This window comes from Pseudomonas sp. F007 (assembly GCF_057814275.1).
The window spans coordinates 244,014-269,418 of the sequence record NZ_JBVATA010000009.1; the positions used below are offsets into that span (position 1 = coordinate 244,014).

The 25,405-nt window shown below is 59.2% G+C and carries 17 protein-coding genes, 1 tRNA gene and 2 pseudogenes; 12 read left to right on the top strand and 8 right to left on the bottom strand.

Annotation, left to right across the window (positions count from 1 at the left end):
* The first annotated feature begins 151 nt into the window (after positions 1-151).
* A complete protein-coding gene (locus ACZYR5_RS23245) occupies positions 152-1,102 on the top strand; it encodes a GlxA family transcriptional regulator (protein WP_489091709.1) in 951 nt (316 codons plus the stop codon).
* Between the two features lie 161 nt (positions 1,103-1,263).
* Entirely contained in the window at positions 1,264-2,745 is a 1,482-nt protein-coding gene (locus ACZYR5_RS23250) for an ATP-binding protein (RefSeq protein ID WP_489091708.1), read from the top strand.
* Here the strand turns inward: ACZYR5_RS23250 and ACZYR5_RS23255 are convergent.
* Positions 2,710-5,514 (bottom strand): ATP-binding protein, encoded by a 2,805-nt coding sequence (locus tag ACZYR5_RS23255; RefSeq protein WP_489091707.1) that lies wholly within the window; start codon positions 5,512-5,514, stop codon positions 2,710-2,712. The genes ACZYR5_RS23250 and ACZYR5_RS23255 overlap by 36 nt on opposite strands.
* Positions 5,515-5,895: 381 nt before the next feature.
* On the opposite strand from ACZYR5_RS23255, the pseudogene ACZYR5_RS23260 reads away from it, so the two are divergent.
* Positions 5,896-6,482, top strand: a pseudogene (locus ACZYR5_RS23260) (flavodoxin family protein).
* Between the two features lie 41 nt (positions 6,483-6,523).
* Here the strand turns inward: ACZYR5_RS23260 and ACZYR5_RS23265 are convergent.
* Complete coding sequence (locus ACZYR5_RS23265; RefSeq protein ID WP_489091706.1) at positions 6,524-6,985, bottom strand: helix-turn-helix domain-containing protein; 462 nt, start codon at positions 6,983-6,985, stop codon at positions 6,524-6,526.
* Positions 6,986-7,180: 195 nt separating this feature from the next.
* On the opposite strand from ACZYR5_RS23265, the gene ACZYR5_RS23270 reads away from it, so the two are divergent.
* The 5 genes from ACZYR5_RS23270 (at position 7,181) to ycaC (ending at position 11,790) form a co-directional block, all read left to right on the top strand.
* Complete coding sequence (locus tag ACZYR5_RS23270) at positions 7,181-8,101, top strand: LysR family transcriptional regulator (RefSeq protein WP_192301630.1); 921 nt, start codon at positions 7,181-7,183, stop codon at positions 8,099-8,101.
* A 155-nt stretch (positions 8,102-8,256) separates the two neighbouring features.
* A complete protein-coding gene (locus tag ACZYR5_RS23275) occupies positions 8,257-8,673 on the top strand; it encodes a DoxX family protein (RefSeq protein WP_489091705.1) in 417 nt (138 codons plus the stop codon).
* Entirely contained in the window at positions 8,666-9,259 is a 594-nt protein-coding gene (locus tag ACZYR5_RS23280) for an antibiotic biosynthesis monooxygenase (protein WP_489091704.1), read from the top strand. Before ACZYR5_RS23275 ends, ACZYR5_RS23280 begins: the two co-directional genes overlap by 8 nt.
* Positions 9,256-11,094, top strand: a complete 1,839-nt coding sequence (locus tag ACZYR5_RS23285) for an amidohydrolase (protein ID WP_489091703.1) — start codon at positions 9,256-9,258, stop codon at positions 11,092-11,094. Before ACZYR5_RS23280 ends, ACZYR5_RS23285 begins: the two co-directional genes overlap by 4 nt.
* A 69-nt stretch (positions 11,095-11,163) precedes the next feature.
* Positions 11,164-11,790 carry an isochorismate family cysteine hydrolase YcaC gene (gene ycaC / locus ACZYR5_RS23290; RefSeq protein ID WP_489091702.1) on the top strand — a complete coding sequence of 209 codons (627 nt, stop codon included), beginning with the start codon at positions 11,164-11,166 and terminating at the stop codon, positions 11,788-11,790.
* Positions 11,791-11,833: 43 nt separating this feature from the next.
* Here ycaC and ACZYR5_RS23295 read toward each other — a convergent pair whose 3' ends face one another.
* On the bottom strand, positions 11,834-13,261 hold the full coding sequence (locus tag ACZYR5_RS23295) for a mechanosensitive ion channel domain-containing protein (protein WP_489091701.1): 1,428 nt from the start codon (positions 13,259-13,261) through the stop codon (positions 11,834-11,836).
* Between the two features lie 63 nt (positions 13,262-13,324).
* Entirely contained in the window at positions 13,325-14,341 is a 1,017-nt protein-coding gene (locus ACZYR5_RS23300) for an alpha/beta hydrolase (protein ID WP_489091700.1), read from the bottom strand.
* 161 nt (positions 14,342-14,502) lie between these two features.
* Between ACZYR5_RS23300 and ACZYR5_RS23305 the strand changes: the two genes are divergently transcribed.
* The 3 genes and pseudogenes from ACZYR5_RS23305 to ACZYR5_RS23315 all read left to right on the top strand — a co-directional run bounded on the left by ACZYR5_RS23305 (position 14,503) and on the right by ACZYR5_RS23315 (position 18,417).
* Positions 14,503-15,399, top strand: coding sequence for a LysR family transcriptional regulator (locus ACZYR5_RS23305; protein WP_489091699.1), 897 nt, complete (start codon positions 14,503-14,505; stop codon positions 15,397-15,399).
* Positions 15,400-15,545: 146 nt separating this feature from the next.
* Positions 15,546-15,974, top strand: a pseudogene (locus ACZYR5_RS23310) (solute carrier family 23 protein); the annotation flags it as partial.
* A 466-nt stretch (positions 15,975-16,440) separates the two neighbouring features.
* Entirely contained in the window at positions 16,441-18,417 is a 1,977-nt protein-coding gene (locus ACZYR5_RS23315; RefSeq protein ID WP_489091698.1) for a glycosyl hydrolase family 28-related protein, read from the top strand.
* A gap of 605 nt (positions 18,418-19,022) precedes the next feature.
* Here the strand turns inward: ACZYR5_RS23315 and ACZYR5_RS23320 are convergent.
* The 4 genes from ACZYR5_RS23320 to ACZYR5_RS23335 all read right to left on the bottom strand — a co-directional run bounded on the left by ACZYR5_RS23320 (position 19,023) and on the right by ACZYR5_RS23335 (position 23,026).
* Positions 19,023-19,098, bottom strand: a tRNA-Asn gene (locus ACZYR5_RS23320).
* Positions 19,099-19,173: 75 nt separating this feature from the next.
* The gene (locus ACZYR5_RS23325) at positions 19,174-19,377 is read right to left on the bottom strand and encodes a hypothetical protein (RefSeq protein ID WP_489091697.1); all 204 of its coding nucleotides are present in this window, start codon (positions 19,375-19,377) and stop codon (positions 19,174-19,176) included.
* A gap of 499 nt (positions 19,378-19,876) precedes the next feature.
* Complete coding sequence (locus ACZYR5_RS23330) at positions 19,877-21,469, bottom strand: hypothetical protein (protein ID WP_489091696.1); 1,593 nt, start codon at positions 21,467-21,469, stop codon at positions 19,877-19,879.
* Between the two features lie 360 nt (positions 21,470-21,829).
* Complete coding sequence (locus tag ACZYR5_RS23335; RefSeq protein WP_489091695.1) at positions 21,830-23,026, bottom strand: amino acid aminotransferase; 1,197 nt, start codon at positions 23,024-23,026, stop codon at positions 21,830-21,832.
* A 338-nt stretch (positions 23,027-23,364) separates the two neighbouring features.
* Between ACZYR5_RS23335 and uvrB the strand changes: the two genes are divergently transcribed.
* Positions 23,365-25,380, top strand: coding sequence for an excinuclease ABC subunit UvrB (gene uvrB / locus ACZYR5_RS23340; protein ID WP_489091893.1), 2,016 nt, complete (start codon positions 23,365-23,367; stop codon positions 25,378-25,380).
* Positions 25,381-25,405 lie beyond the last annotated feature (25 nt).

A 25,405-nucleotide genomic window follows, 5' to 3' on the forward strand; every position in this document is an offset into this window, starting at 1 on the left:
AATTGAAATACTGTCTCTTGCAGGTTGACAGTATCGGGCGAGCGTCGCTCGTTCCGGAGCTGGGCCATAATGTTCAGCATGAGCGAAACCAGCCACAAAAAAACCTGGTCTGGTGGTTCGATCCCTTTTTGAATTCTGTGATGTGTACCCCATGAAAACTGTGGCAATGGTGCTGTTTCCCGACTTTCTCCTGCTCGACATGGCCGGGCCCATGGAGGTGTTTTCCATCGCCAATCGCTACCTCAAACCCGAGGACCATTACCTACTGTCGACCATCGGCACGGTGCCGGGTGCGCTGCGGGCGTCCAATGGTGTGAGCGTGCAGGCCGACCTGCACATCGATCAGGCCTGTGACGGTTACGACCTGTTGCTGGTGCCCGGTGGCCCCGGTGCCTACAACGAAAAGCATCCGCCGTTGCTCGAGTGGCTCAACCACACTGTCGCTCGGTCCAGGGTGTATGGCTCGATTTGCACCGGTGCCTTTGTGCTCGGGCATGCCGGTCTGCTCGACGGCTTCCGGGTCACCACTCACTGGCATTACACCGAACGGCTGATCAAGGGCTTCCCGAAGGCCACGGTGGAGACCGATCAGATTTACGTGCAGGACCGCAACCTCATCACCTCCGGGGGTGTCACGGCCGGCATCGACCTCGCGCTCGCGGTGGTGGCCGAGGACCATGGCAAAAAAGTCGCCCAGGACGTGGCCAAGGTATTGCTGGTGGTGATGAAGCGCCAGGGCGGACAGGCGCAGTTCAGTCCGTTGATGGCGACCGTCGCCCCCCATGAGACACCGGTGACCCGGGTGCAGAACTACATGCTCGAACACCTCGACGAAGCATTCAGCATCGAGCGCCTGGCGGGCCAGGCCAACATGAGCCCGCGTCATTTCGCCCGGGTGTTTACCCGGGAAGTGAACATGACGCCGATGGAGTTCCTGCAAAGTGCGCGCATCGATCGCGCGCGGAACCTGCTGGAAACCAGCGACTTGCCGCTCAAGACCGTGGCCTTCAAAAGCGGCTTCGGCAGTGTCCGGTACATGCGGTTTCTGTTCGGCGAAAAGCTTGGGCTGACGCCGGCCCAGTACCGCGAGCAGTTCAGCTAGTGCCGGCATGTCCGTATTGCGCACCGTGATGGCCGTGACGCTCCTCCTGTGGCAGTTGTTCCATCACGGGGGACTGCCAAGATACTGGTGAACGTATTATCGGGAGTTGCGCAAACCCTGCGTGTCATTGAGCCATAGCGGGTTTGTCCACGTGAACGCGCATGAACAGCCTCAGAGAGTTGAACACCGAGACCGCGCTGCACTTTGGTCCCTACGCCTTTCATCTGCGGCAACGGTTGATCCTGGAAGGTGCGCGGCCGCTGCGCATGGGCGGCCGGGCCCTGGATATTCTGCAGGTCCTGATTGAGCGTGCGGGCACCGTGGTCAGCAAGGACGAGTTGATTGCGCGCGTCTGGCCGACGTCGGTGGTCGAAGACATCAACCTGCGCGTGCACATCGCCGCGCTGCGTCGCGCACTGGGCGATGGGCAGCAGGGCCAGCGTTACATCGTCAACGTTCCGCAGCGCGGCTACCTTTTCGTTGCGCCGGTGGCCCACGCATCGGTGAGCCCGCAGATTTCGCTCGACAGCGCGCAAAGGGGCCAGCACAACCTGCCGACACGCCTGACTACGGTGACCGGTCGAGACCCGATGGTGGGTAGCCTGGTGCGGCATCTGCCCGTTTGCCGGCTCATGACCCTGGTCGGTCCGGGCGGCATCGGTAAAACCACCGTGGCCCTGCGTGTGGCCGAGTTGCTCTTGCAGCATTATCGGGACGGCGTCTGGCTGGTGGATCTGACGGCAATCGACGACCCCGCGCAGGTGGAAGAGCACTTGAGGTGCGTCCTGCACCTGGAGGTCGGGACTTCGCTCAAGGTCCTGTCGAACTGGCATGGGTTGTTGGTGCTGGATAACTGCGAACACCTGCACGAGCGTTGCCGTACGTTGGTCGAAGCCTTGTTGCAATCGGCGCCGCGACTGTCGGTGCTGGCGACCAGTCGTGAACCGCTGCGGGTGCCGGGGGAAATCGTCCAGTCGCTGCCGCCACTGACAGTGCCGCCCGAGTCGGCGCTGTTGAGGGTGGATGAGGCCATGGGGTACTCGGCGGTGCAACTGTTCGTCAGCCGAGCCCGCGCCCGCCAGCAGGGGTTCACCCTGCGCGAGCAGGACCTGCCGGTGGTACGCGATATCTGCCACCGCCTCGATGGCTTGCCATTGGCCATTGAACTGGCGGCCGCGCAAATCGATGCGCTGGCGCTGGTCGGTGTTCAAGCCCAACTGGATAACTGTTTTCAGTTGCTGTCCCAGGGCCGTCGCACGGCGGTACCGCGCCATCAAACCCTCAAGGCGGCACTGGACTGGAGCTACCAGCGACTCAGCCCCCTGGAGCAAACCGTGCTGCAGCGTCTGGCGGTGTTCAAAAAGGCCTTTACCCTGGAGGCGGCCACCGGCGTCCACGGCGGGGCGATACTGCCGACTCGACTGGCGCAGGGGCTGCACAGCCTGGTGCGCAAATCCCTGCTGGCAGAGGCGCAGGGCAGTGGTGCAACCCACTATCGTCTGCTTAACACCACGCGCCGCTATGCCTTGGAGAAGCTCGAAGGCAGCGGTGAGCTGCGCGCTGTCGAGATGAGCTACGCGCGCTACATCAGCCAGGCCCGCCGCGGCTCAGGCGAGCGCATGGGTTTGCAACTCGTCGAGTAGCCGGCAGGCCTTTGTCAGGTCCGGGGTGGCGTGTCCTTCGGTGAACCGGTTGCAGATCGGCGCCAACAACGTGTGGGCCTGGCGATGCCGGCCCTGACGCTGCCACAGCTGCGCCAGCGAGGTAGCACTGCGCAACTCCCAGGCCAGCGCCCCTTGGTGTTTCGCCACATTCAATGCGCGAATCAGCAGGCTCTCGGCCGTCCCACGATTGAGCAGGTCATCCTCGACGAGCAGCGCGCCCGCCCTGGCCCGCAGGATTTCCGCGGTGCTCCAGCCCGCGATGCCGGTTTCCGCCCGCAGCACCAGTTGGTCATCGACGAAACGGCTGTCCAGGGTGATCAGGATGTCCTTGATCAACCCCTGGCCTGGCTTGAACGGCAGGTCGGCTTCGCCAGGGTCGATCACTTGCGCGTAATGCCGGGCCCAGGTGTGGAACAACTGCACCGAGTGTTTTTGCGCCTGCTCCAGCAATAGGCGCAAGAGTTCACGCGCCGTGCGGCGGTCGCCGTTGTAGTGTGCAATCAGGCAACCGGCCAGGGCCAGGGTGTAGCAGATGGACGTGCCGTGGTTGATCTGCAACGCAATGTCCAGTGCTTGCCGGGCGGTGCGCCAGGCCTGCTCCGGTTGCCCCTGCAGCCAGAGGATGCGCGCCAGAATGGTCAGTGACGCGACGCTCTGATCGTACTGCACGCCAAATCCGTGGGTGAAGCGGTTGAGGTGCCCGCTCTGGGTCATGCGCTGCAGCACCTGCTCGGCGTTCGTTCGCGCCTGCACCTGGTCGCCGGCGAAGTGCAGCGCCAGCACCCGCAAGCGCTGGGTGCTGAGGGACAGGGTGGCATCACCGTGCAGACCCAGGCAGTCGAATTGCTGGCTCTGCTCCAGCGCCATCTGATAATCGGCGCAACAGAGGTTGACCGCCAGGTGTCCGGAGACCGCCCGCAGCTGGCCGGCGATGTCGCTGCACTGCCTGGCCAGGGTCCGGGCGCTGATGAACGCCTCGATGGTTTCCGGCGTGCCGCCCTGTGCGTGATAGCAGGAACTGCCCAGCGCCAGTTTGAGGTCGATCTGCACCTTGGGGCAGGGTTCGCAAGCGGCCTCCAGCAAGGCCAGTGCCTTGCGCACATACAGGCCATGCTCCTTGAGCAGCGACAGTTCCTGCCACAACGGTGTGGACGTCGCGGTCAGGCGGATCGCCAAGACTTGCGCGCCCTCGCGGGTCAATCCCCAATCGAGGGCCGAGCGAATGTCTTCCAGGCTGCGGGCATAACGCTCGAGCCACGTGCCCGTCGAGATCCGCTCCCAATCGTCCCGGGCCTGTTCCATCAAGGCCAGGCAGCGTTCGGCGTGGCGTTCGCGGGTGCCCGGCAGGTCTGAGGCCAGGCCGAGTTTTTCCAGGGCATAGCTGCGTGTGGTGTCGAGCAGGCGGTAGAACACTTCCTCATCGCCGACTTCGACGTTCAGCAGCGACTTGGCCACCAGTTGCGTGATCGAACCGAACACCTCGCGCGGGTCGATGTGCTCGCCGCCAATCACCGCCGCCGCCGACTCCAGGGTGAAACTGCCCCTGAACATCCCCAGGCGACGCAAGCAGGTTCGTTCGCAGGCACTGAGCAGTTCATAGCTCCAGTCCAGCGTGGCGCGCAGGGTCTGGTGGCGGCCCAGCGTACTCGGACAACCCTGGGTGAGCAGGCGGAAACTGCCTTGCAGTTGCCTGAGCAAACCGCTCAATCCGAGGCTGGCGACCTGTGCCGCCGCCAGCTCGATGGCCAGCGGAATACCGTCCAGGCGCTGGCAGATTTCGATGGCCAGCGGCAGTTCGTCATCGGTCAATTCAAAACTGTCGTGGCTGGCCATGGCCCGCTCGACAAACAATTGCAGGGCCGAAAACGTCAGGGCCTGCGCGCGGTCGAGTACGGCGATGGGCGGCGGGCAGTCCAGTGACTCCAGGCGCTGGACGAATTCCCCTTCGGCCCGCAGGCTCTCGCGGCTGGTGGCCAGGATATGCACCTGGGGCGCGGCGCGCAGGAGGCTTTCGCTGAGCGGGGTGATGGCGTCGATCAGGTGCTCGCAATTGTCGATCACCAGCAACATCTGTCGGTCCCGCAGGAACGTCGCGATGCCACGCATGGGGTCGTCATCGTGCAGGGACAGTTCGAGCAGGCTGGCCAGGTGCGGGGCGATCATCGACGGATTGTTGATCGGTGCCAGGTCCAGCAGAAGTATGCCGTCGCGGTAGCGCCCGATCAGTTGTTCGGCGACCCGCAGGGCCACGGTGGTCTTGCCGATTCCGCCGGGGCCGACCAGGGTAATGAAGCGCTGGCGCGGCAGTTGGGTCACCAGGTTATCGACCAGGGATTGGCGGCCGATCATGCGGGTGCGGCGCAACGGCAGGTTGTGGCCGCCAGGCGTTGAGGCGGGATGCGTCGCCGGTTGCACAAGTGGCTCCAGCGAATAGGGCGCGACGAAACTGTAGCCGCGCTGGGCCACGGTGACGATGTAGCGCTGCCCGGCCTGACCATCGCCCAGCGCCTTGCGCAAGGCCGCCAGGTGCACCCGCAGGTTGATGTCTTCGACGACACTGTTGGGCCAGACCCCGGCGATCAGCGTTTGCTTGCTCACCACATTGCCGGCGTGTTCGAGCAGGATCAACAGAATGTCCATGGCACGCCGACCCAGGCGCACGGGCTGATCGGCCTCCATGACCAGGCGTTGCTCGGGATAGATCCGATAGGGACCGAAATGGATCGCCTGGGCGGGGGTTAGGGTCAACGGCTCACTCCTGCTTGCAACCGTCTGGTACGCGGTTTCCGAGCATTTTCGTCGGGATTTTTCCTTGGCGCAATCCACAGCCGAGCGCGCCGACGGTGTCCATCGCCACCGCCTGTCCACCTGTGATGCGCATTCGCGGCGTGTTTACGGGCTGCGACGGCGGATAAAGGTGTCGCCATGGCTTTTCGCGCGCCGGGAATAATTAACAACATTTAACTCGTGCTGCGTCCGGTCTACGCCCAAAACTCTGCCTCTTCAACTTCCACCGGTCAGTGTGGGGGCGCGCCTGCTCGCGACCGCGGCGGCCCATCCAGCAGCATGGATGACTGACGCAACGCTTTGGCCGGCAAGCCCGGTCTCTCTGCCAGAAAGGACAATGGAATGAGCAACGTGGTGGTGGTCTATCACAGTGGCTACGGACACACTCGCGTCATCGCCGAGGCGGTGGCCGAGGGGGTGGAACGTCAACCAGGAAGCACCTGCCTGTTGATTGCCGTCGAGGACGTGGATCAACACTGGGACCGTTTGCACCACGCCGATGCGATCATCTTCGGCGCGCCGACCTACATGGGCAGCGCTTCGGCGCACTTCAAGGCGTTCATGGAGTCCACCGCGATGTTCTATCTGGCCCAGCCCTGGCCCAGCCCTGGCGCGACAAGCTCGCTGCAGGCTTCACCAACTCCGGCTGCCTGTGCGGCGACAAGCTCAACACCTTGCTGCAGATGGCGGTATTCGCCGCCCAGCACTCGATGATCTGGGTCGGGCTCGATGTACTGCCGGCGCGTTCCAGCAGCGGTCTGTTCGACGGGCAGTTGAATCGCCTGGGCAGCTCGCTCGGCGCCATGGCGCAATCGAATGTCGAGCAGTCCCCCGAAGACGCACCGCCGTTCGAAGACCGCTGCACCGCCGCGTGCCTGGGCGAACGGGTGGCGCGACTGGCCAAGCGCCTGGGCGCTGCACCGCCCTGATCGGACGTCGCATCAATGGGTTGGAGATTCGAGGCGTTCCTTCAAGCGGGGGCGCCGGACGCTTGCTGCGCGTGAAACGGCGGGGTGGGGAGGGCGTGATGGGGCAGGGCGCGAACCGTGCGGCAGCGCCAGGCAAACGGGTTGATGCCTTCGCTGCGGGTGAAGATGTGGCAGAAATGGGCCTGGTCGCAGAACCCGCATTCGAGGCTGATCTGCGTCAGGCTGCGGTTGGTGTTCTGGATCAACTGCTTGGCCCGGGCGATGCGTTGCTGACGGATCCAGTCCTGGGGTGAGAGACCGGTGGTGCATTTGAACGCGCGGGAAAAATGGCTGCGTGACAAGGCGCAGGCCCGAGCCAGGTCACTGACTTCGATGGTTTCGCCCAGGCGCTCGAGGATCAGTTGCTTGGCCAGGCTTTCGCGCCACGCTGTCAAACCCCCGGTGGGTTTCTTCGGCGTTTCGGTGACCGTCAGATATGCGCTGTGCTGCTGAGAATGGGCCATGACGAATGTCCGTGTCGGTGAGCTTCATTCTTGGACGCGGGGCACTGGCAGGCGAGTTAAACGTTGTTAATTGTGTCGATGTGCATTCCGACTGACTCAGCACATGGCTGCAATTTCCACGGGCCAGAGGTGTGCACAATCGAGGCTCTTGGCGGCTGAGCATGGCCGCATTTCCGATCGATCGAGGTGGCGCCAATGAACCGTAACGATCTGCGTCGCGTCGACATGAACCTGCTGGTTATTTTCGAAGCCCTGATGTTCGAGAAGAACCTGACCCGGGTCGCCGAAAAGCTGTTCATGGGGCAACCGGCGGTCAGCGCGGCGCTCGGTCGTCTGCGCGACCTGTTCGACGATCCGCTGCTGTTGCGCAACGGTCGTGGCATGGAGCCGACGGCGCGGGCGCTGGCGATTCTCAAGGAGCTGCAGCCGGCGATGGACGTTATCTCCGGGGCGGTCAGCCGGGCCAAGGAGTTCGATCCGACGACCAGCTGCGACGTGTTTCGTATCGGCTTGTCGGACGATGCCGAGTTCGGCCTGTTCCCGCCATTGCTGCGGCAATTGCAGGAAGAGGCGCCGGGGATCATCGTGGTGGTGCGGCGTGCCAATTACCTGCTGATGCCGACCCTGCTGGCCTCCGGTGAAATTTCCGTAGGGGTGAGCTACACCACGGATTTGCCGGCGAATGCCAAATGCAAGAAGCTGCGCGACATCCCCTGCAAGGTGCTGCGCGGCGACAAACGGCCGGGACCGCTGACCCTCGATGAGTACTGCGAACGACCGCATGCCATGGTGTCTTTTTCCGGTGACCTGAGCGGTAACATCGACCTTGACCTGGCGAAGATCGGCCGCAGTCGCCGGGTGGTGCTTGGCGTGCCGCAGTTCAGCGGGTTGCGCGCGCTGCTCGCCGGCACCGAGATGATCGCCACGGTGCCCGATTATGCGGCGTGTGCGCTGGTCGAGGGGTGTGCGTTGCGGGCTGAGGATCCACCCTTCCCGATTGCGGCGGCGCAGTTGTCGATGGCCTGGAGCGGCGTGCACGACAACGACCCCGCCGAGCGCTGGTTGCGCTCGCGGATCGCCGAGTTCATGTCAAGGCCTTTGCCTCTGGCGGGCTGACCGTCGCGGCCACAGGTTGGTCGCAACGCCTGCAGATCGGCGCTCGCTCCTGAAAGAGAGCACGTACATCCAATTTTCCCCAGCCCCATACCCGCATTATCGAATAACGTTGCGGCGCATTGACGTCGGTGTTTTTTCATTCGGGCGGGTAACCCATGAACGTTTCGCGACAGGATGAACGGGCCCAGGCCTTCGGGCTGCTGTTTTTGCGTGTCAGCGCCAGTCTGTTCCTGTTGTGGGTGCACGGTTTGCCCAAGCTGTTGAATTTCAGTTTTCAGTTGCAAGTGATCGAAGACCCTTTCCACCTGGGCGCCCACATCACCCTGATGCTGGCGATCTTTGCCGAGGTGCTGTGCCCGCTGCTGATTATCGCAGGGGTGTTGGTGCGTCTGGCGTGCCTGCCGATCCTGTGTGTCCTGTTGATCGCGTTGCGGGTGGTGCATCCGCAGTGGAGCGTTGAAGAGGGGCAGTTCGGCTGGCTGTTGTTGCTGCTGTTCAGCAGCGTTCTTATCGCCGGGCCGGGCCGGCTCGCGCTCAATGTCCGATTCACCGGAGCTTTACGTTATGCCTGAATCCAACCGTTTCGAGGAAGTCGTGACCCTGGTCATCAAGCACCGGGTCAAGTCCGGTTTCGAGGTGCCTTACGAAGCCTGGCTGCGCAACATCGTCAGCATCGCCGGGCAGCAGGACGGGCACCTGGGGGTGGATGTGATTCGCGGCAGAAACGCCGGCCTCGACCTGTATACCTGCGTGCTGCGCTTTTGCAGTACCGAAGCGATGCAGCGCTGGCTGGATTCGCCGCTGCGCCAGCAACTGGTGAACGAAGCCACGCCGATGCTCGCCGATGGCGACCAGACCGAGGTCAACCCGGTCAATGAGTTCTGGTTCGCCCCCGGCACCGACCCCGCTGCTCCAGCGCCACCGCGCTGGAAACAGGCCGTCGTCACGCTGCTGGTGATTCTGCCGCACACCCTGCTGGTACCGCTGCTTTGGGGCCCGCTGTTGAGCCTCAATGCCTTCCTGTCCAACTACATGGTCGCCACGTTCCTGATCACGCTGACCATCGTGGTGTCGGTGGTTTACCTGTTCATGCCCATGGCGACACGCCTGTTCGCCCCCTGGTTGTCCTCTTCCCATCAACCCAAGGAAACGCGATGAACGCCAGTCTGATTCTGTTCAATGGTCAATTTCATACGGTTGACCGTGAAAACCCACATGCCAGCGCCGTTGCCATCAGCGACGGTCGCTTCGTCGTGGTGGGCACCGATGCCCAGGCCATGGCCCTGCGGGGTGCAGACACCCAGGTCATCGACCTCAAGGGGCGCTGCGTCATTCCCGGCCTCAACGACTCGCACCTGCACCTGATCCGCGGAGGGCTGAACTACAACCTCGAACTGCGCTGGGAAGGCGTGCCGTCGCTGGCCGACGCGCTGCGCATGCTCAAGGAGCAGGCCGACCGTACGCCGACGCCGCAATGGGTGCGCGTGGTGGGTGGCTGGAACGAATTCCAGTTCGCCGAAAAACGCATGCCGACTCTGGCGGAACTCAACCAGGCGGCGCCGGATACGCCGGTGTTCGTGCTGCACCTGTACGACCGCGCCTTGCTCAACCGCGCCGCACTGCGGGTGGCGGGCTACACCCGCGACACGCCGAACCCGCCGGGTGGCGAGATCGTGCGCGATGCCAATGGCGAGCCGACCGGCATGCTGGTGGCGCGGCCGAACGCGATGATTCTGTACTCGACCCTGGCCAAGGGGCCGAAGTTGCCGCTGGAATACCAGGTCAACTCGACCCGCCAGTTCATGCGTGAACTCAACCGCCTGGGCCTGACCAGCGCCATCGATGCCGGCGGTGGTTTCCAGAATTACCCGGACGATTACCAGGTGATCGAACAGTTGGCGAAGGACGAGCAACTGACCGTGCGCATCGCCTACAACCTGTTCACCCAAAAACCCAAGGAAGAGTTGACCGACTTCAAGAACTGGACCAGCAGCGTGAAGCTGCACCAGGGCGACGATTACCTGCGACACAACGGCGCCGGGGAAATGCTGGTGTTCTCGGCGGCGGATTTCGAGGACTTCCTTGAGCCGCGCCCGGACCTGCCGCAAAGCATGGAAGACGAACTGGAGCCGGTGGTGCGCCACCTCGTTGAACAGCGCTGGCCGTTCCGTTTGCACGCCACCTACAACGAATCCATCAGCCGCATGCTCGACGTGTTCGAGAAGGTCAATCGCGACATTCCGTTCAACGGCTTGCCGTGGTTTTTCGACCACGCCGAAACCATCACCCCGCAGAACATCGAGCGGGTGAGGGCGCTGGGTGGCGGCATTGCGATCCAGGATCGCATGGCGTTCCAGGGTGAGTATTTCGTCGAGCGTTACGGCGCCAAGGCGGCCGAAGCCACGCCGCCGATCAAACGCATGCTGGCCGAGGGCGTACCGGTCGGCGCCGGTACCGACGCAACGCGGGTGTCCAGCTACAACCCGTGGACCTCGCTGTACTGGATGGTCAGTGGTCGCACCGTCGGCGGAATGGAGTTGCACGCCGAAGGTCTTTCACGCCTGACGGCGCTGGAACTGTTCACCCATGGCAGCGCCTGGTTCTCGTCGGAGCAAGGCAAGAAGGGCCAGATCAAGGTCGGGCAACTGGCCGACGTCGCGGCCCTCAGCGCAGATTTTTTCAGCGTCGACGAAGAGGCGATCAAGTGGATCGAGTCGGTATTGACCGTGGTCGGCGGCAAGGTCGTGTATGGCGCCGGTGACTTCGAGAAGCTCGGGCCGGCCAGCGTGCCGGTGCTGCCGGACTGGTCTCCGGTGGTGAAGGTCCCGGGCCACTGGCGCCCGACCTCGCCGATGCAGGCCCAGGTTCACCATTGCAGCGGCCCGTGCGCGGTGCATTCCCACAGTCATGAACGGGCGCGCCTGTCGAACGCGCCGGTCAGCGATTTCGCCGGTTTCTGGGGCGCCTTTGGCTGCTCGTGTTTTGCCTTCTGAGCCCTTTTAAAAAGCGCCGGCCCAGCAGGTCGGCGCTGACTGCAACAACCATCCACCAAGGAGTTTCCAATGAGCAACGTTCCGTACAAACGCCTGAACAAAGACGATGCCGTGGTCTTGCTGGTCGACCACCAGACCGGCCTGATCTCGCTGGTACAGGATTTCTCGCCCAACGAGTTCAAGAACAACGTGCTGGCACTGGGCGACATCGCCAAGTTCTTCAAACTGCCGACCATCCTCACCACCAGCTTCGACAGCGGTCCGAACGGCCCGATCGTGCCGGAGCTCAAGGCGCAGTTCCCGGACGCGCCGTTCATTGCACGCCCAGGCCAGATCAATGCCTGGGACAACGAAGACTTCGTCAAGGCGATCAAGGCCACCGGTCGCAAGCAACTGATCATCGCCGGTGTGGTGACCGACGTGTGCGTGGCGTTCCCGACCCTGTCGGCCCTTGCCGAAGGCTTTGAAGTGTTTGTGGTGACCGACGCTTCCGGCACCTTCAACACCACCGTGCAACAAGCGGCCTGGGCACGCATGTCGGCCGCCGGTGCACATTTGCTGAACTGGTTCTCGGTGGCTTGCGAGCTGCAAGGCGACTGGCGCAACGACATGGAAGGCCTGGCCAATCTGCTGTCCGAACGCCTGCCGAACTATCGCAACCTGATCAACAGCTACACCAAGTTCACTGCGCAGTGATTGGCTGAAAAAAATGCCCGCCGATGTGCGGGCATTTTTTCGCTTAACGTTTTTGCAACCACCCCAAAAAACCGCCTTTCCTCACCGGCGCAGGCTTGGCTATCAACGCCAACCGGCTGTTCTGCTGGCGCACCGCCTGCAAGGTGTGCAACGCCCGATCCACTTCGCTACGCTGTTCCATGCACTGGCGGGTCAGGTTCTTGTCGAGACGGTAGATGATGCACGAGGTCAGCGCGGTGAACGTCGCCTGTGACGGCGTATCGGCAAGGATGCTTTGCTCGCCCATGACTTCGCTCGGTCCCATGCGTCCGGCTTCAGTACGGCCATTGCCGTCGGACACGCTGGCGCTGACCACGCCCGTGGCGATCACCAGCAGGCTGTCCGGCACTTCGTCCAGATCCAGCACCACCTGCCCGGCGGCGTACTGCTGCGGCACCATCGATTCGGCGAGACGATCACGTTCCTCGTGGCTCAGTGAGCGAAAAATCTTCACCTCATCGAGCAGCGCGCGGGCGCGGGTCGAGGGTTCGATCACACCGTCCGGATGCCGCGAGATGCCCGCCGCTTCAAGGTGCCTGTGGGCGAGGTCGAACAGTTGATTGCGCACTTCGCCTTTCCTGGCTAGTTCGGCAATGAAACCGCTGGCCACGTATTCGGACATTTCATCGCCAGCCTCTTTGAGCAGCGCTTTCGGCGCTGGATTGAGCAACAGGCTGCTGCTGCCTTGCAGCGTACGGTCGAGGGCATCGAGCACCCGCCGCGGACGGACGTGGTTCGGCACCTTGATGCTGATCGACACGCCGTGCAGATTGGTCGGGCGGCTGAGGTTGACGATCTTGGCCTTGGCCGCCACCGAGTTCGGCACCACGGCCAGAGTGCCGGCGCTGGTCAGCAGATGCGTGGCGCGCCAGTCGATATCGAGCACCTTGCCTTCGACGCCGTCGATCATCACGAAATCGTCCACCTGATAGGGCTTGGTGGTGTTGAGCACGATGCCGGAGAACACGTCGCTCAACGTACTCTGCAACGCCAGACCGACCACGATGGCGACTACCCCGGAGGTCGCAAGCAAGCCCTTGACCGGCAGCTCCAGCACATACCCGGCGGCAGCCACAATGGCGGCCAGGAACACCAGCGCACCGATCACGTCCTGCAACAACCGACCGCTGTGACCGATGCGGCGCATCAAGACCAGACCGATGACTTCGGTGAGTACCCGCGCGACGTACAGCCACCAGAGAATCGCCAGTGCCGTGGCGCCGAGTTGGGCAACACGATCGTCGGCGAACAATGGCGCTTGCAACGGGCTGACGCCGGCGTTGATCACCAGCGCGCTGAACGCCAGAAACAACACCAGGCGCACGCCGACCCGCGGGGCGCGGTGCTTGAACGGGGCGAGGTGCCAGAGCGCAGCGTCGAGCACCAGGAGCAGGGCGCTCCAGGACAGCAGGTGGGTAGAGAAAAGGCTCATCGATTGCACTCCGGCGGGCACAAAAAAACTCACCACACCCAGGGGTGTGGCGAGCGGTTGGACTCAGTTCAGATGCGTCTTGAGTTCGGCCGCGGCCTGACGTACCGCCGCTTTGACTTCCGGAATCTGATTCAGCGGATTGAGCAGGCCAAAGTCATGGATCATCCCGTTGTAGCGCACCGAGGTCACCGGTACGCCGGCTGCGTCGAGATGGCGGGCATAGCTTTCGCCTTCGTCACGCAGCACGTCGAATTCGGCGGTCTGCACCAGCGCCGGGGGCAGGCCCTTGAGCTGTTCGGCGCTGGCGTTGAGCGGCGAGGCATGGATCTGCGCACGCTCGGCCGGGTTGGTGGTGTAGTTGTCCCAGAACCACTGCATCATGCCTTTGGTCAGGAAGTGGCCATCAGCGAACTGCTGGTACGAGCCGTTATCGAACCCGGCGTTGGTCACCGGCCACATCAACAACTGGAAACGCAGGGCCGGGGTTTGCTGTTCCTTGGCCTTCAACGCCACCACCGCCGCCATGTTGCCGCCGACGCTGTTGCCGGCCACCGCCAGGCGCTTGCCGTCGACTCCGATGTCCTTGCCGTGCGCGGCTACCCATTGGGTAGCGGCGTAGGCCTGGTTGATCGCGGTCGGGTAATGCGCTTCCGGCGACGGCGTGTAATCGACGTAGACCGCCACCGCGCCGGAACCCACCACCAGGTCACGGATCAGCCGTTGGTGGGTCGGGAAGTCGCCCAGTACCCAACCGCCACCGTGGAAGAACATGAACACCGGCAATTCGCCCTTGGTCCTGGCCGGACGCACCACTTTCAAGTTGATCGTCTGGCCGTCGACCTTGATCGCCTTGTCGCTGACTTCAACACCGGACAAATCGACCTTCACCGAAGCCTGGGCACCGGTCAGCACCGCGCGGGCGTCTTTCGGGCTCAGTTGTTCCAGCGGTTTTCCACCGCCGGCGGCGAGGGCGTCGAGGAAGGCCTGGGTGTTGTGTTCGACACCGGCGCTGCCGGCGGCGAAAGCGTTGCCGATGGACAGGGCAAGAAGGGACGCGGTGAGGGTTTGCTTGATGCTCATGGTCAATTCCTTTTTCAATCGTCTGGTTTTTTTATGCCTTGGGATCGGGCTGCTGTGGCGCTGGGGTTCAGGCCTCAGCAACACCGTGAGGACAGATTAATGGGGTGCCAGGAAGTGAAAAAGCGGCTATAAAGCGTTTAACTGTCAACCAGGGAGTGACAATGAACCCGTTCGAGGATATGCGTATTTTTTGCCAGGTCATGGACTCCGGCAGTTTCACCGCAGCGGCCGATCAACTGGGGCTGTCCAAGCAATTCGTCAGCCGACGCCTGATGCAACTGGAAGAGCGCCTCGGTGTGCGGCTGCTCAATCGCTCGACCCGGCGGCTGGACGTCACACCCCTGGGGCAGAGTTATTACCAGTCGGCCTTGCGCCTGCTCGGCGAAGTCGAGCAAGTGGAGCAGGGGATCGCCGGCCAGACCCCCGAGCCTCGCGGGACCATTCGCTTGAGCGCGCCGCTGTCGTTCGCGGTGGCGCACCTGGGTTGCTTGCTGCCGGTGTTTTTGCAGCGCTATCGCGACGTCACGGTGGAAGTGGATTTGAGTGATCGTCCGGTGGACTTGCTCAATGAGGGCTACGACCTGGCATTGCGCATCGGTGTGCTGGAAGACTCGACGCTGATCGCCCGACGCCTCGCCTCCATCCAGCGGGTGTATTGCGCCAGCCCGGCCTACCTGGCCGAGCGCGGCATGCCGGTCATCCCTGAAGACTTGGCCAGGCATGACTGCCTGCCTTACGGCCATGGTCGTCAGGTGCAATGGTGTTTCGCAGGGCAGGGCAAGCCATTGACCGTGAACGTCACGGGCAGGATGCGGGTCAACAACGGTGAATTGCTCAAAGACGCGGCCATCGCCGGCATGGGCATTACTTATTTGCCGACCTTCATTGTCGGTTCGGCCTTGAAGGACGGGCGGCTGGTGCCGGTGCTGGACAACTTCCGCCCTGAGCCGTTGACGTTATCGGCGGTCTATCCGCAACATCGTCAGGGCTCGCGACCGGTACAAGCACTGATTGAATTCTTGCGTGAACGGCTGGATCGGACCGAGGACTCGCTTTAAATGAGGCGCATTCCTTGAGCGGACGCAATAGGCGCGGTCTGGGGCTTGGCCCAACGGCCAGTAGTGTCGGAGCGTGGAACAGTGGTGCGCGACATAAGGGTGCGCCCTTTTATCGAACGGTCTTTATCTCAAACTCCACCCTTGGTTACGTGGTGGCGACAGGCGGGCTGTTCCTGGTGATTCTCGGTCTGCTGCCCTTCATGGGCCGGGTGATTGCCGCAGTACCGACCTCGGTACTGAGTGGCGCCGGCATCGTGTTGTTCGGCACCGTGGCGACAAGCGGCATTCGCACCTTGTCCAAGGTCGACTATCGCAACAACGTCAACCTGATCATTGTCGCCACGTTGATCGGCTTCGGCATGATCCCGTTCGCGGCACCAAACTTCTACGATCACTTCCCAAGCTGGTTCGCCACCATTTTCCACTCGGGCATCAGCTCGTCGGCGATCAGGGCCATCGTGCTCAACCTGACCTTCAACCACTTCACTGCCGGCAACTCGGACCAGCAGTCGGTATTTGCCGCCGGCCCCGAGCGCACCTTGCGCTTCCAGGACCTGGCCGCGCTGCGTGAAGGAGGTGTTTGTCAGAGCCATTGAGGGTGACTGCAAATCTGAAGAAGACTTCCAATATCCGCAAGCCCCAATAAATGCGGGGTTTGCATGTCGATGGTGGTGGCACTAGCTGAAATCCAGGGATTCAAATGTCGCCTTGGAGTATTTGAAGCGAAGTGAGCTAACCCGAAAACACTTTGCACTCCTGGTGTCTTGTTGAGCAAGGGGGGGCTCTCCGGTTTTGTGCGTTATGGCATAACGTTGCTAGCGGAGCCGGCAGCGCAATGCACGCGCCCTTCCTGTAGATGCCCAGATTTTTTAAGGGTGCCTCGACGCCCAAGTCACGTCTACGCTTGGGTTGTCTTTTTTGGATCAAGATTGCGTTCAGACGCACGGGTAGTAGAGGCACTACATACCTGAGAATATTCAATCGGTATACTCGGCGCGATTCTATTGGTTGGGTGTGGTCGATATGCTAGGTCGCCGGGAAATGTTGAAGCTCAGTGCTGTCGGTTCCGTATCGTTTGCGGCCCCGATGGCTTTTAGTGCAAATATGATATCTATGACCAACACTGAGGAGGCGACCAGGCTCGATTCTGCAAGTGTTGATGCATTGCGCAAAGAACTCGGAAAATCTGCGGGATCCGAAATTGTAGGATATCAATCATCCAGTACAGGGATTGGAAGGACTCTCTTAGATCATCTCTCAGACTTTCAAGTGTCTGTTAAAGACTATGGCGCAGTAGGTGATGGCACGGCAGATGATATTGAGGCGATCAATAAAGCGATTGACTTTGTCCGATCCCGGAGTAGTGGTGGAAGCATTTGGTATCCCGCTGGCACCTACTTGGTCTCAAGTCCAATACCCTTGGACTCATTGATTCACCATGAAGGTCCAGGGCGCGGTACGTGCACAATTGTAGCTGCACCAGGCTCAAATACAGACGTCTTTAAAACGCGAGATTTTGACAAGCTAATCGGTAGGGGAAGCATATCAGCCGCGCCGAATGCCTTTAGTATTAAAGGTATGACAATTGAAGGTAATTATCTCGATGTAAGTAGCGGTAAATCATGGAGGAAAAGCAATAGGGTGATTAATTCTGGAGGAAGCGGAATTAAGATTTTCGGAAGCAGATTCGATATTGATGTGGAGGTTTATAACGTCGCAAAAAACGCATTGTATGTAGAGGGGGTGGGACCATTTTCAGAAAATCAGGAGCACGCGAGTCGTATCCGGATCACAGGCCGCATAAGCGGTAAGGAGGGGATTGTTTTTCGAGGTCCGGGTGACATCTATCTTGAATACGTAGTTTTTGGGCTAACAGGATTGCTCCCTTACTCTCAGCGGCAAACGGCTATTGATAACCTTAGCGACATCTACCCGGGTATTAGCGTCGATGGATTGGTGCTGGATAACTCCCCCCCGTACACAGGGCACGCCGAACTCGGCTTCGTTCACATGTATGCAAATAACTATGGTTATGGTGTGCGCACGAGAGGAGTTAACAGGTTCAATGTGGGGCATGTAGTATCCGAAAATAGTCGAGGAGGCTACTACTTCGGAGAAGGGGCGCACGGTGTTATAGGCGTTCTTGAGAGTCGAGCAAATGGTAGGGTTCCTGATTCATACACTGGCTCTAAATTCGTCCCGCTTTCTGACATAGTTGTGAATAATGGGACTATCTGGCAATTAACAGGCCAGATGCGTGTATATCGTTACAGGCCCAGCCAAGATTTGTCTGGATATTCGGTCGAAATCATGGGGAGTGGAAATAACTTAACGATAACTTATGCGGCGCAGTTGCAAGGAGATTTTGTTCCCCTTAAGGCTGGTTTTTTGAAAATTACGGGGAGTAACAATAATATAAGATTTCAAGCGTTGCGGGTTAGAGGGGGCGGAGTGTATGTCTCCGGCGAGACCAATCGTATTGATGGCGTAGTTGATACTATCTACTCGGGTTCCGCGTTTATTCGAGATGGTAACTCCGCATTCGGTAATATCGTGGATATTGCCGCAGCGGGTTTGACGGCTGACAGTATTGGCTTTCGGTCCGTAGGGGTTGTCGCGAGTGAAAAAATAAGGTTGGTGATATCGGGAGCAAGTGGGTATACGAAATTTGCAGGTGACCCTATGGCCGCTCTTAATCGGGCTTGTACCTGGGATATCAATGCTAGCAATGGTAACTCAATAAATGCAAAGACCACAGAAGATTATATTGATGTAATTATCCCGACTGCTTCGGTATCGGGGGATATTGTTGTGGCGCATAATTTCCTTTACGCCCCAAATGCTAGTCAGGTGTCGACGTCTTTGAGATTTCCTGGTTCTCCTCCAGATCAACTCTTGATTGTTGGGGTAAGAGACGATGAGGCGAATAAGCCAACTGCCACGCAAATTGTACTTTCTTACAGATGGTCTGCAGTTCCTAAGTCGGGCAGTGCTAACTGCACCGTCCATATTCGTTGAGCTTGTAACACGCATAAATTCGGCATCCCGCCTTGGTCGCGCTCTTTTTCTTGCGCAGAGGCTAGCAACAGTCGTGTGGCTTACCCAACCTCAAGCCTGTCACGCGAACGCGCTAGCCTTCCTCAATATTCTCATTTGGGCCTAGGGCGCTAGTGCTGGGAACGTCATTAACATGGATGGGTATGGCGCAATCCTCACCAGTATTGTCGACAATTAGGCCGAATTTCGAGCGCATCAGGGCTACACCAGCAGATGAACGAGGGCAGGCCGCACTGTAAAGCGATCACTCAAGTCTCTGAACTTCAGCCTCGTCGGAAGCCTTAGTGTGACCGCAGTGCGCCCGTTAGTGATGTTTTGGTCAGCCCGTCGGATTCAGCCTATGGCCTGCGTCAACAGCGCCTTCAGGGCATCTCGAGTAGTTGAAGAAATCGAGGTGATTTGGCCGGTCGTGGCAAAAGCGATGAGTTGTGTTTGCATGGTGGGAGCGAAGCGCGACTGGTAGGGTGATGTAAGCTGGTTGCAGTTGCAAAGCCAACTCCGGATCGATTTAACGGCAACAAAAAACCCCTGATCTTTCGATCCAGGGGCTCTTCGATGTTGCTATCTGGCTCCACGACCTGGACTCGAACCAGGGACCCAGTGATTAACAGTCACTTGCTCTACCAACTGAGCTATCGCGGAATGAGGCGTATCTTACTGATTAAAAAGGATAAGTCAACAAGAAAAGTGATTTTTGTGGTTTTCGTCCAGCGGTGGTCATCCACCGAAGGTCAGGGTGCCTAGCAGGAATTTGGCGTACAGCGAAGTGCAAACCAGTTGGACCAACCACAATGCCATGCCGCCGAGGAACACGCCGAGTGCCACTTGTCCCACAAGGCTAGCGCCGCGCTTGCTTGACGTGCGCGGGACGTAGTGGTTGAGGCCGTCATCGCGGTCGGCGCGTAAATTGTCGTTCTTCATCTAAGTTCTCGCAGGTATGGCCATCAGGCATTATCTACTCATCCATAGAATGGGGGAAGGCAGTTGGCCTACATGATTAGCAGTTGCGCCTACGGTCTTACTAGGGGGGAGTCAGGTGGCGCGAGCGTCAAGCTTCCGCAGCTCGATGTTCTTTCTTGAGTTGTGATTGCAGATCTGAGCGCAAAGGACTGATTCACCCACGTCCACGAGTGCATGTTTACGGTAAATTTGAGAGTACTGCTGAGGCTGTCGCATCTCAGAAGGTTCGCCCACTGAGCGGACTAGCGCGGATAGAATTGACGGTAATATTGAATGAAGGTCAACCAACTTAATCAGCTAATACTGAACTTTAAAGTGGCTGCGTATTGCTCAGTGAGCAGTTTAGCTACTCGTGCAGATTGTGACTGATTAAATCGCAGATAAATTAATGGCTGAGCTGCGACGCCGTTCTGGAACATGAGCAGCTCATAGTGGGTGCTAATGAGTTTTAATAATGTTGTTATTTTCTTGTTGGTGTGCCGACTCTGGTAAATATGCGCGCTAAGAGCCTTGCCGCTCTAGCGATAATCGTAGATCCGAATCCATGGTCTATTATCCACTTACTCTGGCATAGAACTCGCGCCCCAACTAAATGGTTGTCAGAATTGATTTTTAAGGTGTGCGCCGAGTAAAGGTTGCTCACATGTATGTCAATAATTGTGCTGGCTCCGCAGTTATTTATCTTCAAAAGACCTTTCGAGACTCTTGCGCTGACCCATCTGTTATTTACTAGGTAATTTACCGTGATTTTTTGCTTGGCTCTAGATAAGGTCGATATGGGTACCGTAATAGATCTGATTTTACCGGTTAAGAATCTGGATTTTATATATATTCGTGCCCTTTCAGCAGAGCTCCAGCGGCCCCACGATTTTTCCTCGTGCCATCCCTCTGCAAAAATTATGCATTCGGAGAAAGGTGTGGCTTCCTTGGTTTTTGTAGTTGTGGATATGTTGATGTTGTTAATTAAGGTGTGGAGGCTCTTATCATGCCCGTATTTTTTTTGCCACTCACAGTTGTATTTTTTTGCGAGGTCAAGTTTGTCCGAGGCGATCAAGGCACGAAGAAGCAAAACTCTAATGCTTGGGTTGGAGTATGGTAGGAATCGCTCGATATTCTCTGAAAGATATTTGTATCCGCCACCTATATACAGGTTTCGCACTAGTCCTGGGGTGATATCATGCGATAATCCTGTTTGACTCTGATTGATAAGGTTGATGGCGTAATCAGCATTGCGCAACGCTAAATCCCTAGCTAAAAATATCTTACGGGGCGGCCATCGTTTTTTTGATTGTCGTACGGTTCGGTATATTCCGGTAAGGTCGCCAATAACGCTATAACGTACAATATCGCCCATTGTCTTGTTTTGGGTAATGGCATGAGCACACTGATGTCCGGTCCCGAACATTTTTATTGTTTTGGTGTTAGGTAAGGTGGTTTCTATTTGAAGTGTATTTAATTTGTCGAGTTTGTCATACGGGTCAAAAAAGATGAATGAGATGCACTCGTTGCTTTGGTCGGTGTTAACGATTTCAATATGATTGGTTGTGTTTTTGTAATAAGCAGAAAATCGCTTGTCTGCGCCTTGCATGCTTTCAGGGTTTATCGAAAACTGTGGGCAGAACGATATTGATGCGCAGGCATCAAATAGTGATGAGTATTTTATAGCTGCATATCCCCCTTGAGACTGGCCGAAAGTAACTATGGTCTTAAATGAGTTTGTGATATGTGCTAATTTTTTGTGTGCTGTTTTTACGCTAGCCTCTGGAAACCAGTTTGGTCTTTTCGATATAAATCCTAAGTATGATAGTCCGTCTCTGCGAAGCGCTTCGCCATTCCATGTGGCCTGGGCAGGTTTAGCGCGTTCGTCGCTGAAGGAAATTGCCAGTATGTCTACGTCTCCTTGATGGAAGTAAACTTCTATGTCTTCATCTTCAAATACAATCTTTTCCATCAGATCTCTGCTTATGAATTCATCGGGCGTTTTGGATGCTTTAAAAAAAATCGCGGTTGGGGTGGCGGCTAATAATTGAGACGAACTTATAGTAATCGCCATTCAAATTTCATTGTCAAATCCTCTATGAACCATTGAGGAGTACCATCCATTACTCTCGGGTTGGCTAATGCTGAACATCACTTTGTCGAGGTTGCTAAGCATATGATAAATGCTAAAAACGTTATTTCATCCGGACGCAGCCGTTATGGACGCAGCCTTGCATCACTGATTCTCTCACATCCGGGTGGCTCGGTTAGCCATGTTGTGTGGATGCGCATCAAGCGATCGTAAGTAAAGGGGAGGCGGGGGGGCGGATGTACAGCCCGTCCATCAGCATCGTTAGGTGTAATGCAAAACGCCCAATGCGATGCATCGGGCGTCGAGGTTTAGGTACAACTGTCAGGACTCTGCGCCTGTGGTTTAGATCACAGCAACAATCGCCTGGGTCACTGCACCAATGTTGCTCTGGTTCAGCGCGGCCACGCAGATGCGGCCGGTGTCCAGGGCGTAGATGCCGAATTCGTTGCGCAGGCGGTGAACCTGTTCAACGCTCAGGCCGGAGTAGGAGAACATGCCGCACTGGCGACCAACGAAGCTGAAGTCGTGATCCGGTGCGTGCTGGGCCAGCAGGTCGACCATCTGGGTACGCATGCCACGAATGCGCAGGCGCATTTCGGCCAGTTCCTGCTCCCACTGGGCGCGCAGTTCCGGGCTGTTGAGCACCGCAGCAACGATGGCGGCGCCGTGGGTCGGCGGGTTGGAGTAGTTGGTGCGGATCACGCGCTTGACTTGCGACAGCACGCGCGCGCTTTCTTCTTTCGATTCGCTGACGATCGACAGGGCACCCACGCGCTCGCCGTACAGCGAGAACGATTTGGAGAACGAGCTGGAGACGAAGAAGTTCAGGCCCGACTCGGCGAACAGGCGCACAGCGGCGGCGTCTTCGTCGATGCCGTCACCGAAACCCTGGTAGGCCATGTCGAGGAACGGCACGTGGTTTTTCGCCTTGACCACTTCCAGGACGTTTTTCCAGTCCGCCGGGCTCAGGTCGACGCCGGTCGGGTTGTGGCAGCAGGCGTGCAGGACCACGATCGAGTTGTCCGGCAGCGCGTTCAGGTCTTCCAGCAGGCCGGTGCGGTTGACGTCGTGGGTCGCGGCGTCGTAGTAGCGGTAGTTCTGCACCGGGAAGCCCGCGGTTTCGAACAGTGCGCGGTGGTTTTCCCAGCTCGGGTCGCTGATCGCCACGACGGCGTTCGGCAGCAGCTGCTTGAGGAAGTCGGCACCGATTTTCAGTGCGCCGGTACCGCCGACGGACTGGGTGGTGACCACGCGGCCAGCGGCCAGCAGTGGCGATTCAGCGCCGAACAGCAGCTTTTGCACGGCCTGGTCGTAGGCGGCAATGCCGTCGATCGGCAGGTAGCCGCGCGAAGCGTGTTGAGCGGCGCGAATCGTCTCGGCTTCGACCACAGCGCGCAGGAGTGGAATTCGCCCCTCCTCGTTGCAGTACACACCGACCCCCAGGTTGACCTTGTTGGTACGGGTATCGGCGTTGAATGCTTCGTTGAGGCCCAGGATTGGATCGCGTGGTGCCATTTCGACAGCGGAGAACAGGCTCATTATTGCGGCGGCTCTGAATGGAATGTGGAGGGACCTGTGGCGCTCCAGCCGAATGCACTAGAGCGGTGCACAAACGGGGAGCTAGTATAGAGGCCATCACCGGGCAGGGCGACAGGCGTTTGCGCTTTTTGCCGAAGATTCGGCCTTTATTTTTTGACCGTTAGTCTTATTGTCATGTCCCAGCATTAAAGGGCCTGTAGGACGATTATCTTGAAACCACAGGTATTCGCCTCCACATCAGCGGTTATCATGATTTTTCCCGGCGACATCCGTGTTGAACGCTGTACGAAACCGTAGAGCGATGCATGCGACTCACGCTGCGCAAACCAGAGGTCAGTATGTCCGAATTCCAGCTAGTCACCCGCTTCGCACCCGCCGGCGATCAACCGGAAGCCATTCGCCTGATGGTCGAGGGCATCGAGGCCGGGCTGGCGCACCAGACGCTGCTCGGCGTGACCGGTTCGGGCAAGACCTTCAGTATCGCCAACGTCATTTCCCAGGTGCAGCGTCCGACCCTGGTGCTGGCGCCGAACAAGACCCTGGCGGCGCAGTTGTATGGCGAGTTCAAGTCGTTCTTCCCGAACAACGCGGTGGAGTACTTCGTTTCCTACTACGACTATTACCAGCCCGAAGCCTATGTGCCGTCGTCCGATACCTTTATCGAGAAAGACGCCTCGATCAACGATCACATCGAACAGATGCGCCTCTCGGCGACCAAGGCGTTGCTCGAGCGCAAGGACGCGATCATCGTCACCACGGTGTCCTGCATCTATGGTCTGGGCAGCCCGGAAACCTACCTGAAAATGGTCCTGCACATCGATCGCGGCGACAAGCTCGATCAGCGTGCCCTGGTGCGCCGCCTGGCGGACCTGCAATACACCCGCAACGACATGGATTTTGCCCGCGCCACCTTCCGGGTGCGCGGTGATGTGATCGATGTCTATCCGGCGGAATCCGACCTCGAGGCGATTCGCATCGAGCTGTTCGATGACGAGGTGGAGAGCCTTTCGGCCTTCGACCCGCTGACCGGTGAAGTGATCCGCAAGCTGCCGCGCTTCACCTTCTACCCCAAGAGCCACTACGTGACGCCGCGGGAAACCCTGCTGGATGCCATCGAGGGGATCAAGGCCGAATTGCAGGAGCGCCTGGATTACCTGCGCTCCAACAACAAGCTGGTGGAAGCCCAGCGCCTGGAGCAGCGCACCCGCTTTGACCTGGAGATGATCCTCGAACTGGGTTACTGCAACGGCATCGAAAACTACTCGCGCTACCTCTCGGGGCGCGGGTCGGGCGAGGCGCCGCCGACCCTGTTCGACTACTTGCCGGCCGATGCCTTGCTGGTGATCGATGAATCCCACGTCAGCGTGCCGCAGGTCGGCGCCATGTATAAGGGTGACCGTTCGCGCAAGGAGACCCTGGTCGAGTACGGCTTCCGCTTGCCGTCGGCGCTGGATAACCGGCCGATGCGCTTCGACGAATTTGAAAGCATCAGCCCGCAGACAATTTTTGTCTCGGCCACGCCGGGCAATTACGAAGCCGAGCACGCCGGACGGGTGGTCGAGCAACTGGTGCGACCGACCGGGCTGGTGGATCCGCAGATCGAGATCCGTCCGGCGCTGACCCAGGTCGATGACTTGCTGTCGGAGATCAACAAGCGTGTGGCCCAGGAAGAGCGGGTGCTGGTGACGACGCTGACCAAGCGCATGTCCGAGGACCTCACGGACTACCTGGCCGATCACGGCGTGCGCGTACGTTACCTGCACTCGGACATCGACACCGTGGAGCGGGTCGAGATCATTCGCGACTTGCGCCTCGGCACTTTCGATGTGCTGGTGGGCATCAACCTGCTGCGTGAGGGCCTGGACATGCCGGAGGTGTCGCTGGTGGCGATCCTCGATGCCGACAAGGAGGGCTTCCTGCGCTCCGAGCGCTCGCTGATTCAGACCATCGGCCGGGCCGCGCGTAACCTCAATGGCCGGGCGATTTTGTATGCCGACCGGATCACTGGCTCCATGGAGCGGGCAATCGGCGAGACCGAGCGCCGCCGGGAAAAGCAGATTGCCTTCAACCTGGCCAACGGCATCACCCCCAAGGGCGTGTTCAAGGACGTCGCCGACATCATGGAAGGCGCCACCGTGCCCGGCTCGCGCAGCAAGAAACGCAAGGGCATGGCCAAGGCCGCGGAGGAGAGCGCCCAGTACGAAGCCCAGTTGCGCTCACCGAGCGAGATCACCAAGCGTATTCGTCAGCTGGAAGAGAAGATGTACCAACTGGCCCGCGACCTCGAGTTCGAAGCGGCGGCACAGACCCGCGACGAGATCGCCAAGATGCGCGAGCGGTTGTTGGCGGTTTGATCTGTGCCGTCTGAGCGGGCCTCTT

Excerpts from the sequence above, each read along its gene's own strand:
- ACZYR5_RS23245 (WP_489091709.1), top strand. The coding sequence starts at position 152 with ATGAAAACTGTGGCAATGGTGCTGTTTCCCGACTTTCTCCTGCTCGAC.
- ACZYR5_RS23250 (WP_489091708.1), top strand. The coding sequence starts at position 1,264 with ATGAACAGCCTCAGAGAGTTGAACACCGAGACCGCGCTGCACTTTGGT.
- ACZYR5_RS23265 (WP_489091706.1), bottom strand. The coding sequence starts at position 6,985 with ATGGCCCATTCTCAGCAGCACAGCGCATATCTGACGGTCACCGAAACG.
- ACZYR5_RS23270 (WP_192301630.1), top strand. The coding sequence starts at position 7,181 with ATGAACCGTAACGATCTGCGTCGCGTCGACATGAACCTGCTGGTTATT.
- ACZYR5_RS23275 (WP_489091705.1), top strand. The coding sequence starts at position 8,257 with ATGAACGTTTCGCGACAGGATGAACGGGCCCAGGCCTTCGGGCTGCTG.
- ACZYR5_RS23280 (WP_489091704.1), top strand. The coding sequence starts at position 8,666 with ATGCCTGAATCCAACCGTTTCGAGGAAGTCGTGACCCTGGTCATCAAG.
- ACZYR5_RS23285 (WP_489091703.1), top strand. The coding sequence starts at position 9,256 with ATGAACGCCAGTCTGATTCTGTTCAATGGTCAATTTCATACGGTTGAC.
- ycaC (WP_489091702.1), top strand. The coding sequence starts at position 11,164 with ATGAGCAACGTTCCGTACAAACGCCTGAACAAAGACGATGCCGTGGTC.
- ACZYR5_RS23295 (WP_489091701.1), bottom strand. The coding sequence starts at position 13,261 with ATGAGCCTTTTCTCTACCCACCTGCTGTCCTGGAGCGCCCTGCTCCTG.
- ACZYR5_RS23300 (WP_489091700.1), bottom strand. The coding sequence starts at position 14,341 with ATGAGCATCAAGCAAACCCTCACCGCGTCCCTTCTTGCCCTGTCCATC.
- ACZYR5_RS23305 (WP_489091699.1), top strand. The coding sequence starts at position 14,503 with ATGAACCCGTTCGAGGATATGCGTATTTTTTGCCAGGTCATGGACTCC.
- ACZYR5_RS23315 (WP_489091698.1), top strand. The coding sequence starts at position 16,441 with ATGTTGAAGCTCAGTGCTGTCGGTTCCGTATCGTTTGCGGCCCCGATG.
- ACZYR5_RS23325 (WP_489091697.1), bottom strand. The coding sequence starts at position 19,377 with ATGAAGAACGACAATTTACGCGCCGACCGCGATGACGGCCTCAACCAC.
- ACZYR5_RS23330 (WP_489091696.1), bottom strand. The coding sequence starts at position 21,469 with ATGGCGATTACTATAAGTTCGTCTCAATTATTAGCCGCCACCCCAACC.
- ACZYR5_RS23335 (WP_489091695.1), bottom strand. The coding sequence starts at position 23,026 with ATGAGCCTGTTCTCCGCTGTCGAAATGGCACCACGCGATCCAATCCTG.
- uvrB (WP_489091893.1), top strand. The coding sequence starts at position 23,365 with ATGTCCGAATTCCAGCTAGTCACCCGCTTCGCACCCGCCGGCGATCAA.